The organism is Mesorhizobium huakuii (genome assembly GCF_030160235.1).
GTDB classification, from domain to species: Bacteria; Pseudomonadota; Alphaproteobacteria; order Rhizobiales; family Rhizobiaceae; genus Mesorhizobium; species Mesorhizobium huakuii.
The window spans coordinates 146,934-157,953 of the sequence record NZ_BSNY01000007.1; the positions used below are offsets into that span (position 1 = coordinate 146,934).

An 11,020-nucleotide genomic window follows, 5' to 3' on the forward strand; every position below is an offset into this window, starting at 1 on the left:
AGTCATCAACACCCCCCTGATCCGCACCGCCCCGGCGCGAATCTGCCCTTGCTAATGCAACCTAGCAGATTGCAATGACTATGGGCGCCCCCCAAGAATAAAGGTGATGTAAATTAGGTGCTGTGTTGCCGTTCAAGCACACATGTCCACAGCAAAACACAGTGCTTGCGCGCTATTGGAGTAAACAGCGTGACGCAACAGGGAAATATTTGCTTCAGGCGGAAAGAATTGGAGTCTGCTCAGCCGCCAGTCCAGCCGAAAGCTCCCTCTGTACGGCCAGGAAAAACCTGCGCACTTCATCACTGGCGGTTGCTCTGTCCCGGCCCGACCCGACAACCAAGTCAAGCAGCTCGGCTGCTTTAGCCCTCCAGAACGAGGCTGCAGGCTCTCCATGCAGATTGTCTAGCTTGGCTGCAACTTCCCTGACCAAGAATAGCTGGCGGTCTATCGGGAATGCACGGACTTTTTCTGGGGACATCTTCCAAACCTGAACTGACGCAACGAATCAACCATTGCTGAACAAGCAATGGCGTAGCCGCCAAGGTGGAAACGGAAGCTTAACGCCGCTGCCGATGCGTCTCCGTGCGTGGAAATGCAGATGATGCTCCAGGCACGAGATCATCACGCATACTCAAGCCAAGTCGGTTGAGAAAGCGGAGTTGGTCGATCGAAACAGGCGAAACAGCCCTCAGGTCTGCAGCGCGCTCGCCTCGCCGCCACGCTTGCGTGGCGCCATCATGTCGCTGGCCATCAGTCCGGAGACACGGCAGAACGCCATGAACGCCCGGCAGGCATCCTCGGTCTTGACCACGTCCACCGTGGCGCCGAAGCAGGCATTGAAGGCTTTCTGATACACCGGTCCCTGCCGGCGCGCCGGCCAGTCCTGCAGAAAATCCAGCGCCTGCACGACGCTGTAAATCTCCTCGACGGGCAAGCCGGGGCCTTGCGCAATGCGCACCGGGACCTCGAACTGCAATCTATCCATCCGTGATCTCCCGAACCGGCGTCGCCCAGGCAACGCCGTTCGTCGTCAAAAGTTGCTTTGCCCGGTCAGTGCCACGCAAATGTGTCGTCACTGCGGAAACGGCGGTTTTTGCGGCAAACAGGCCGAGGAAAGTCCTGCCGGCGCCAGTCAGTCCGGCAGAACTTTCCCACTCGACGGCGCCACTATTGATTGGCCGGGTCGGTCTCCGCGTCGAAAGCCATGCGCACCACCGTCAAGAGAACATAGGCCGACGGCAAGGCGAACAGGGCGCCAAGGACGAGCGCTCCGGTTCCCGACAGATAGAGCGTCTCGGCGATCGCCCAATAGATGGTTCCGATACAGATGAACGCCTGGACGGACAGAAAGGAAGCAGCCGAGGCCGCACGCGTCAGGCTTTTGAATGTCTTGATACGTTGTTGCATTGCGATGATCCGGAATGACGCGCCACGTCACCCGTGCACGGCTGGAGGCCGCCGCACGGGTCGCGACGCGAATGGCTTGGAATGGAGATGAACGTGCGGTCCTGGACCGCTCAGACCTGCGTGGGCGGCGGCGCACGCGGCTGGTTGGTGCTCGCGCGGGGAGCGGACACCGCGCCGGATCCGGCAACGGGCGCGGTTGGGGAAATCCGGTCCAACCAAAGGAAAACAGCTTGCGGAGCCGGCAAGGCCGGATGGAAGCCGGCGAACTTGGCCAGCACCGGCCGGGCTGCGCGAACCTCCAGCGCCTGCGCCTTGTTGGTGACACGCAGCAGCGCCGCGACCTCACCCGACCGTTCCAGGCCAACGCTGGCGCCGGCCTGGGCAGGGTCCGCGAAAGCGGGAACATCGGGGCGGCCAAGGCACAGCATCGCCAGCAGCACCAGGCCCATCAGACATGAGCAGGCTGCCGTCAGCGACGCTTCAAGCGATCTCGCACGCTTGGGTAATGGACGCGATCTCCAAAACATGCACCCGCCCTAGCGCACGATGGCCGGAAAGGAAAGCAACCGCGCAAAACCGATAGAAATTGCCCCGACGAGACGAATATCCCGCCGGCCAAGGCCTTATCAGCCAGTTCTTCCTTGAACCTTTTGCCCTCAAGTGCCAAATCTGGCGGGATATTCACGCCAGCACTCCTGCAGCGCCCACCCTTCTATACGGACAAAATGGTCACCTATCTCGACGCCGCGACGGCCCCTCTCAGAAACACCGGCCAGATCCGCCTCTATGGCGAGGACGGTTTTGCCGGCATGCGCAAGGCATGCGATCTCACGGCCCGTTGCCTGGACGCGCTGGTGCCGATGGTCGCGCCCGGCGTCACGACGGACACGATCGACCGTTTCGTCTTCGAGTTCGGCATGGATCACGGTGCGCTGCCGGCGACGCTCAACTATCGCGGCTACACGAAATCGTCCTGCACCTCGATCAACCATGTCGTCTGCCACGGCATTCCCGACAACAAGCCGCTGAAGGATGGCGACATCGTCAACATCGACGTCACCTACATCCTCGATGGCTGGCACGGAGATTCCTCGCGCATGTACCCGGTCGGCACGATCAAGCGTGCGGCCGAACGCCTGCTCGAAGTCACCCATGAATGCCTGATGCGCGGCATCGCCGCGGTCAGGCCGGGAGCCCGCACCGGCGCCATCGGCGCCGCCATCCAGACTTTTGCCGAGGCTGAGCGCTGCTCGGTGGTGCGCGACTTCTGCGGCCATGGCGTCGGCCAGCTCTTCCACGACGCGCCGAATATCCTGCACTATGGCAGCGCCAATGAAGGCGTCGAGATGCGGCCCGGCATGATCTTCACCATCGAGCCGATGATCAATCTGGGCCGGCCGCATGTGAAGGTGCTGTCGGATGGCTGGACGGCTGTGACGCGCGACCGTTCGCTGTCGGCGCAGTACGAGCACACGGTCGGCGTGACCGACACGGGCTGCGAGATTTTCACGCTCTCGCCCAACAACCTCGATCGGCCAGGCCTGCCGGCCTGATATTTTAATAGGTCGGGCGACCGCCTTGCCCGACTGATTGGCTGGATGCGGGGGCTGATGGGGAAGGCCAGCGACGAAGACGAGCGGAGTTTCTTCTCCGAAGTGCCGGTTCGGCCAGCGCCGAAGGCGAGGCCCGCTCCAGCCGAAAAACCTGGATATCTCGGCCACCGCGACCGTTTGCGCGAGCGCTTTGCCTCGGCGGGCCCAGACGCCCTGCCAGACTATGAACTTCTTGAGCTCCTGCTCTTCCGGCTGATCCCGCGCGCCGACACCAAGCCGGCCGCCAAGGCGCTGCTGGCGCGCTTCGGCACGCTGGCCGAAGTGCTCGGCGCACCCGTCAACCTGCTGCAGGAGGTCAAGGGCATCGGCCCGGCGGTGGCGTTCGACCTGAAGGTTGTCGCCGCGACGGCGCAACGCATGGCGCATGGCGAAGTCCATGGCCGCGAAGTCCTTTCGTCCTGGACGCAGCTTCTCGCCTATTGCCGCTCGGCCATGGCCTTCGAGGCGCGCGAACAGTTCCGCATCCTGTTCCTCGACAAGAAGAACGCACTGATCGCCGATGAGGTGCAGCAAACAGGCACTGTCGACCACACGCCCGTCTATCCCAGGGAAGTGGTCAAGCGCGCGCTCGAACTGTCGGCCACCGCGATCATCCTGGTGCACAACCATCCCACTCGCCTCATTTTGATCACGCACAATCACGCTTTAGCACATTGATACATATCGCTTTTTCGACTTGTCGCAGAGTCGGATATCGTGGCATATTGGGGTCGGTTTTAGGGGGATCGAAGGCCCGTTTGGACCCAACCACAGACCCCTACTACCCGTCAGCCGATCCCACTCGAAAGCCTACGGGAGACCCCAGTGCCAAGCCTTACCGATGGAGAGATTCGCCGCGCTTTGAAGCAGGTCGAGGAGACCGGAAAGCAGCAGAACCTTGTCGATGGCGAGGGTCACGGAACAGGCCGCCTCGTTCTCGTGATAAAGCCAATGCCGACCCGCGTAACGGCGGACTGGATGGCCCAGCAATGGCGAGACCAAAAGCGCCTCAAAAAAAAGTTCGGCTCGTATCCGTCAATGGGCCTCAGCCAGGCTCGCGGGATTTTCAGACGCGATTTCGCCGACATGATCCAGAAGGGACGCAGCATCAAGATTGCAGGCGACACGCGACCCGGCACGGTCGCCGATCTGTTTGAGGCTTACGTTGCGTCGCTCAAGGCAGATGGAAAACCGTCCTGGAAGGAGGCCGAAAAGGGGTTGAACAAGATCGCCGATTCGCTCGGTCGCAACCGCCCTGCCCGTGACATCGAGCCCGATGAGATCAGGGACATCATTCGACCGATCTATCAGCGAGGCAAACGGTCCATGGCCGATCATGTTCGCAGCTATATTCGATCGGCCTACAGTTGGGGGCTGAAATCCGAGCACGACTATCGCTCGACCTCTGTCCGTCGCTTTCGTCTCATCTACAATCCGGCTGCTGGTATTCCGACAGAACCAAAAAACGTTGGAACGCGTTGGTTGGACGAAGAGGAATTTGTCCGTCTCTATCGCTGGCTCGAATATCCCGATGCGCCGGTACATCCCCCTTACACGCGTGCAGTAAGAATTCTTATGCTGACCGGCCAACGCGTCGAGGAGATTGCTCGGCTACACGTCGATCAATGGGATGCCGCTGAGTGCATCATCGACTGGTCCAAGACCAAGAATGGAAAGCCTCACGCCATCCCCGTGCCCAAGATTGCGGCCGAGCTTATCGGGTCGATCAAGCCGAATGAATTTGGTTGGTTTTTCCCATCCGCAACCGACCCGTCCAAGCCTGTCAGTCATGGAACGCTCTATTCATTCATGTGGCGACAGCGCGATCGCAAGGTCATTCCCGTCGTGACAAACCGCGATCTCCGGCGAACCTGGAAGACGCTTGCCGGCAAGGCAGGTCTCTCGAAAGAGATCCGAGACCGATTGCAGAACCACACTCTGCAGGACGTCAGTTCCAAGAGCTACGATCGCTGGAATTACATGCCGGAAAAGCGTGCTGCCATGGCCCGGTGGGACAAGTTTGTCCGCGAACTCGTGACGAAGAAGAAGCGTAAAGTCGCCCTTAAGGAAGCTGCATGAGCTAGCGACTGCTTTTTTGGCGTTTGAGACGGGACAGGGCCGACTTGATTTCTAAAATTCAGCCGGTTTTGGAAGAACGGATGTTTCCGCGAACGATTTCGCAGTTTGGCGTATATGTTCCGCAGCCTGTTCCGCCTCGACTGAGTCTACGAGTTGGGCTGCTTGCTGTAGATGCCTCGTTATATCAGCGCGAGTGGTGAAGCGGTCCAACTCGCACGGCTGCAAATCGCCCGCGACAGCTTTCAGATCGCGCAATACGGAAGCGATGTGTGGCCAAGGGAAATCGGTCGGATCTCTTCCCACATCGAGGGAGGGCAACCGATGGTGTCGGCCATTCAGCTGAGCCCCGCAATGTGCAATCCCTCGATGTAGAGGGCCCGGTGCTCTAGCCGCACCATCGGGTAGTATTTCTCCACCCAATCCAAAGACAGAGATGGCTGAAGCCGTTTCGCTTCGCTGAGAGCACGAACCGCCGTGGCCTGATCGCCGAACACGCCGGCAGACGCAGCGAGGGTGCGCCAGGCGGTTCCGAAATGGGGACGGAGCCTCACAGCCCGGCTCTCGAGCCGAACGGCCTCGGCGAAATCTCCAATGACGAAATGGCACATGCCCTTTATGGACAGGTTCGCCGCTTGGGTGAAGTCGCGGGGACTCAGCCTCTCCGCGATCGCTATATGGTGCAGACCGTCTCTAGGAAGGCCCCCATACCCGTAGGTCGATCCGAGGATGGTGTGAGCGATTGCAAGGCTGGGGTTCAGGCTGATTGCCTCGCTTAAGGCTTCGACTGCCTGATCAAGACGGCGCGCCACCATATAGGAAAAGCCGGCTGCAAAGTGCGTCCAGGGATCTATCGGATCACGCTGGATTGCACGTTCGGCCATTTCTTGGGCAGCGGCAAGGTTGGCCGTCGTATCCACAATTCCAAGCAGCGCTCGAGCCGTGCGCATGCAGGCGAGCAGGCTATTGGCACGGGGGTAATCAGGCTCGATCTCAGTGGCGTGCATAAGCAACGCCTCTGCGGCATCGATGTCGGCCGCCGGCCCCCACGTCCAAACATGAGGCATGGCCCTCATGACAAAGCCCCAGGCGTCGAGATTAGCGGGCGAGTGGCTCTGAAAGCGGTCATATTCCGCTGCATACAATCTCGGCTCGATTGCCCCGATGACACTGTCTGCGATTTGGTCCTGGAGAGCGAGAAAATCGGAGCTCTCAACATCGTAGCGCTCGGCCCACACCTGATGCCCACTCGACGTGTCGCTCACTTCGGCGCCAATTCTCAGACGTTGCCCGGAGCGGCGAACGCTTCCATCAAGCACGTAGCGGCCGCCGAGTTCTCGTCCTACCTGCTTGACGTCAACAGCCTTGCCCCTATAGCTGAAAGAAGAGTTGCGAGCGGGTACAAACAGCCAGCGCAACCGCCCAAGCCGCGTTATAATGTCCTCAGCCAGCCCGTCGGCAAAGTACTGTTGCTCTGCATCCTCGCTGAGATTTGTGAAGGGTAGCACCGCGATCGATGGCCCCGGCTCCGAAGATGCGGCTGCCACTGCAGGCTGATCGAGTTTTTCGACGGTGCCGGTGAACCGATAGCCGACGCGAGCGACTGTCGCGATCCAGTCCGTGCCGTCGGACATCGAACCCAACAATCTTCTCAGCGAAGCGATTTGAACCGACAGATTGCTCTCCTCGACCGCGATACCCGGCCAGGCAGCGTCGATCAATTCGGTCTTGGTGAGCACTTGCCCGGCCCTGTCTGTTAACTTCGCGAGAAGGAGCAGCGCCCGGTAACCGACCGGCACGGGAACTCCGCTTCGAAGAAGCGTACCGCTTTCCGAGTTCAGAACAAACGACCCAAAGGCAACGCGCGGCCCAAACATGTGAGGACCTTAAGTCTTTTCGGGACATTTCGGAACTTTTCCGAACGCCTTGGGGACATTTGAAACTCCCAGACACAAGGTACCTCCACGTTGATAGCGAGGAACCGAGAATGTCGTCGATCACACACGAACGGGCACCTGTCATTGCAGCACCAGATTTCCGTGAAACATGCGGGTTCGCAAAGCGAGGAAGACAAGAGGATTTTCGTCTGGCTTTGGATCGCTACCTGGCTGACTACGTCGAGTATCATAGAATAGTCCGGCTTCAATCCGGCCCAGATGTTTCCGGGTTCGCGAGAAGACATTTGCTTAATTTCATACAGCTACTAAGAGCGCTTTTTAACGGCGCCGGCTGGGGTACCTCTGCAGTGCTGCGCCCAGCGAGAAGGGCTATCGAGCCGCTCCATCAATCGCGTCCATTGGAGCGAATATCTTCCCACAAGCATTAGGTGGTATCTTTTCGCCTCGTCGTTATCGACCCCTTGAGATCCTGACGCCGCGTGTCGTGTCTTCTGGAGTCAAAGCAGGACGACACAGGTTGACGGCCCCTGGCAAAAGCCGGATATTACTTAAGCTGTGGCTAATATAATGGCTCGCTCCGAGCCAGCCCAGGCGCGAAACGGGTGACGTTCGAATCGGAAAGCACCGAGTTTTTTCAGTAAGCGAAATGCTCGCCTCGAGGAGGAGCCATGAAGTCCGACCAAGAGTTATTCGAGAAGGGTCTTGCAACATACCAGAAAGTTGTCGCGGCGAACTATATGGCCCATTGGGAGGTCTATGAAGCGCTGCGCCAAGTTCTTCTCGATGAGGCTTCCGACGGCTTCGTCTTTGCCGATCTGGCCTGCGGCACAGCCCCCGGCTCAGCAGCCGCACTGGCCGGCAGCAACGTCGCACGCTATATCGGCATCGACATATCCCAACCGTCGCTCAATGCAGCCAAGGAAGCGCTTGCCCCACTCACCTGCCCGGTCGAACTGCGTTGCGGAGATTTCGTTACTGCAATCGATTCCTGGGAGGGGCCGCTCGACGTTGTATGGATTGGTCAGTCCCTCCACCATCTTCTTGCGCCGGACAAGCGGAATTTCATGCGCAAAATCCGCGACCTGTTGCCCAGAGATGGTCTTTTTCTGATATGGGAGCCCACGCGCCTCGAGAGCGAGGATCGAGAGGGATGGCTGGAGCGATTTCATAAGATAAGGCCCGAGTGGGCGACGGTCTCGGACGAGGAGTTCGCCGCCTTTGAGACCCACTGCCGCGCATCCGATTATGCCGAGACGGCCGCGACTTGGATCGGCATGGGCCGCGAGGCTGGTTTCAGAACTGCGGACGAATTGATGATAGTGCCGAACAGACTGGCACGCGTCTACCGGTTCCGTCACTAGGGCCGTGAACTCATAAGTCCGGAATGAACTGAGACGAGTGAGACAATGGCCTGTCGGTTTCTTGCGACGGTAAAGATGCCTAGATCGTCCATTTCTACAAGCAGGAAAAAGACAAGCCAGCCTTGCAGCCTTAGCTGGCCTTCGTCGGAAACTTCACGGCGAGATAGTGTTGAATTGCGTCGACTAGACGGTCCGAATCGGCGCCCCAGATCAGGTGGTCATCTCCCGGAAGCTCAATGATCGTGGCGCCAGCAATGCGCTCGGACAGGTAAAGCGCTTCTTCGACCTTGACCCATCGATCGCCTTTCCTGTGGAGTATCAGAGTAGGCACGTGAATCGCGTGGAGGATGTTACGGACATCGACTTCGGCGCCCCAACGCCATAATGCGATCGCGTCGGAAGGAGACGCCGAACTCCTCAGATAGGCTGCGAACCACTGTTGCTCGCGCGTATCGTTCGCCAAGCTCGGCGCTCCTCTTCCCAAATCCCAAGGCTCTCCCCACTTGCGTTCGATCTCGGCCAGTTCTTCTTCCATGTCCTCCCTAGTCTTTGCCCAAGGATAATCGGGTGACCACAGTCCCTGGGCATAAGCACCGTGAAGAATGAGTGCCTGGGTTCGCTCGGGATAGGTCGCCGCAAAAAGCATGCAAAGGACGCCGCCTTCGGAACTGCCGAACAAGACCGCCCGTCGCGATCCGATTGCATCGAGTACCGCCCGTACATCGTCCGCCCGCTCTTGCAGCGTTGGAAAGCCCACGTTGCGATCAGAAAGCCCAGTGCCTCTCTTGTCGATGCGGACCAGCCGACAAAATGACCCCAGCCGGCGCAGCACGTGCGCCAGCCGCGGGGATTCCCAAGCATAGTCGAGGTTGGAAACCCAGCCCTGTACGTAGACGAGGTCGAACGGCCCCCCACCGGTTACCTGATAGGCAACGCTGACCCCGCCCGACTTTACATAGTGCGTTTCTGGGCGCAGCGAGGCTGGCACCGGACTATCGACAAGGCCTGCCGCGGGTTCCAACAACGTTGTTGAATTCGCTTTGGACGTTACCGAGCGGCTAGCACGGAGCCTGTCGTTCAGCTCACGCGTCTCCTTCTCCGGTTCCACCTGGAGGTGCTTGCGAAGGACCTCGCGGCATTGGGCATACTGCTTCAGTGCCATGTTCAATCGGCCTTGGCGGGCATAGATTTGCATGAGGCCTCGGTGAATGTCTTCCCTGAGTGGATCCGACCCGATTAGGCGCCTCGCTGCCTCGACATAAGCGGCCAGATTGTTCTCAACCGAGTAGTGATGCAGAAGCTTTTCCAGAACGCCGATCCAAATCGTCCTCAATCTCTCTCGTTCCACCCTCAGCCAGTCGTTGAACGGTTCTTCCTTCAGGGCGAAGCCATCGAGCAAGTCACCGCGATAGACAACAACGGCTTGTTCAAGCTGCTCGTGGTCTGCACCTGACGCTAGGCGCTCGAACCGTGCCACATCGATCTCAAGATCGTCGAGCTTGAGGGTGACATTGTCGCCGTCTGCCAAGAGGCGTCGGTCGTCGACCGATGGCAACGCCTTCCTGATCGCCGACAGGGCCTGTCTAAGGCTCATCCGCGCCTGCGGCTCCCCAGTATCGCCCCATAGAAGCGCGGCGAGTTTCTCGCGCGAATGGGACTGTCCAGGATTGAGGGCTAGATAAGTCACCAGACCACGCGCTTTGCGGCTCAGCGCTGCATTGGCAAACCCGCCTCCAGCAAGAGTGAAGCCGCCGAATAACAGAAGTTGTGTTTGCGCCACCGTTCGCAAGCCATGTTGGACACTCGATTGTTCCCCGGACCTGCTGCGACTTCAACTGCAATCTGTCTGGACAGGCGCTTTTCACGAACCAATCACAGTTCTTCGTACGCATCCCTCACGGCCATAGGAGAGGCTCTCAAATCAACTCTTTGTAAGGGAAACGCTATGCTTGGCCCCAGCCTTTCCGATTGGCCCATTCGATCCGGGAGATCGTCAACGGTAGAACAGCCCCCCGGTGACATTCGGCTATCCCGTTATGAGCTTGCACTGACATGCTACTTGGAACAACAAGAAGCCCATCGCTCAGCGATCATGGCATCTCGACAACATGCGCAGACACGTCTGGGCACCCTGGTCCTCCTGCGTCTATCGAGGGTCGGCCGCTTCTTGAAACGGAAAATCATCGCGGCGCAATAGGCCTATGACCCTTCGGACCGTCCGGTGTGAGTTGCGCGACCGCTTTGCGCTGCGTCCGTCGCAAAGCAGACAGTCCGCTTGCGGCCCTTCCCAGTCATTGAACCTGCCCCAGAGAAAAGTGTTCAACATAGAGCAACGTGCCACTCCATCGCCACTAGTCGCTGTTTTTTCGTGATGCGCTGGTGTGCCATGAGACTGGATCGTCAATCCATCGATTGACATCGGATTCCCGCCAGCCGGCCCCGTTGACACTGATCTTGATCTGGGCCGGGAACGTGCCTTCGGCGATCTTGCGATAGATGGTTGAACGGGACAGGCCGGTCCTGGCAAGGACGGTTTTGAGGCGCACGATACGATCCGGCTCGGACATAGCCTACCTGCACCTCACTGGTTCTCGCTGATGTCTGCTGGGACAGACAGGACGAACCCATGGAGCTATGGCGGAAAATGGGTGATGACGGTTTGAGAAGGGCGGCGTATCGAGGCGGG

11 protein-coding genes are annotated in these 11,020 nt (G+C 59.2%); 4 read left to right on the top strand and 7 right to left on the bottom strand.

The window, feature by feature from the left end; translation table 11 throughout:
• Positions 1–214: 214 nt before the first annotated feature.
• The 4 genes from QQK95_RS01995 to QQK95_RS02010 form a co-directional block, all read right to left on the bottom strand.
• On the bottom strand, positions 215–478 hold the full coding sequence (locus QQK95_RS01995; RefSeq protein ID WP_284268299.1) for a DUF6074 family protein: 264 nt from the start codon (positions 476–478) through the stop codon (positions 215–217).
• Positions 479–688: 210 nt separating this feature from the next.
• Positions 689–985, bottom strand: coding sequence for a DUF982 domain-containing protein (locus tag QQK95_RS02000; protein WP_284268301.1), 297 nt, complete (start codon positions 983–985; stop codon positions 689–691).
• A 182-nt stretch (positions 986–1,167) separates the two neighbouring features.
• Positions 1,168–1,407 (bottom strand): hypothetical protein, encoded by a 240-nt coding sequence (locus tag QQK95_RS02005; RefSeq protein WP_140890411.1) that lies wholly within the window; start codon positions 1,405–1,407, stop codon positions 1,168–1,170.
• 110 nt (positions 1,408–1,517) lie between these two features.
• Positions 1,518–1,856 carry a hypothetical protein gene (locus tag QQK95_RS02010; protein WP_284268305.1) on the bottom strand — a complete coding sequence of 113 codons (339 nt, stop codon included), beginning with the start codon at positions 1,854–1,856 and terminating at the stop codon, positions 1,518–1,520.
• 276 nt (positions 1,857–2,132) lie between these two features.
• On the opposite strand from QQK95_RS02010, the gene map reads away from it, so the two are divergent.
• From map to QQK95_RS02025, 3 genes are all read left to right on the top strand, one after another.
• Positions 2,133–2,960 (top strand): type I methionyl aminopeptidase, encoded by an 828-nt coding sequence (gene map / locus QQK95_RS02015; protein WP_284268308.1) that lies wholly within the window; start codon positions 2,133–2,135, stop codon positions 2,958–2,960.
• 57 nt (positions 2,961–3,017) lie between these two features.
• A complete protein-coding gene (locus QQK95_RS02020; RefSeq protein WP_284268310.1) occupies positions 3,018–3,677 on the top strand; it encodes a JAB domain-containing protein in 660 nt (219 codons plus the stop codon).
• Positions 3,678–3,824: 147 nt separating this feature from the next.
• Positions 3,825–5,078 carry a tyrosine-type recombinase/integrase gene (locus QQK95_RS02025; RefSeq protein ID WP_202359845.1) on the top strand — a complete coding sequence of 418 codons (1,254 nt, stop codon included), beginning with the start codon at positions 3,825–3,827 and terminating at the stop codon, positions 5,076–5,078.
• A 335-nt stretch (positions 5,079–5,413) separates the two neighbouring features.
• Here QQK95_RS02025 and QQK95_RS02030 read toward each other — a convergent pair whose 3' ends face one another.
• The gene (locus QQK95_RS02030) at positions 5,414–6,874 is read right to left on the bottom strand and encodes a winged helix-turn-helix domain-containing protein (RefSeq protein WP_284268314.1); all 1,461 of its coding nucleotides are present in this window, start codon (positions 6,872–6,874) and stop codon (positions 5,414–5,416) included.
• Between the two features lie 767 nt (positions 6,875–7,641).
• On the opposite strand from QQK95_RS02030, the gene QQK95_RS02035 reads away from it, so the two are divergent.
• Positions 7,642–8,334: a class I SAM-dependent methyltransferase gene (locus QQK95_RS02035; protein ID WP_202359843.1), complete on the top strand. Its 693-nt coding sequence runs from the start codon at positions 7,642–7,644 to the stop codon at positions 8,332–8,334.
• Positions 8,335–8,464: 130 nt separating this feature from the next.
• Here QQK95_RS02035 and QQK95_RS02040 read toward each other — a convergent pair whose 3' ends face one another.
• Together QQK95_RS02040 and QQK95_RS02045 are read right to left on the bottom strand one after the other, a co-directional pair.
• Positions 8,465–10,114: an alpha/beta hydrolase gene (locus QQK95_RS02040; protein WP_202359842.1), complete on the bottom strand. Its 1,650-nt coding sequence runs from the start codon at positions 10,112–10,114 to the stop codon at positions 8,465–8,467.
• Between the two features lie 571 nt (positions 10,115–10,685).
• Entirely contained in the window at positions 10,686–10,901 is a 216-nt protein-coding gene (locus QQK95_RS02045) for a helix-turn-helix transcriptional regulator (protein ID WP_202359841.1), read from the bottom strand.
• Between the last annotated feature and the right edge of the window lie 119 nt (positions 10,902–11,020).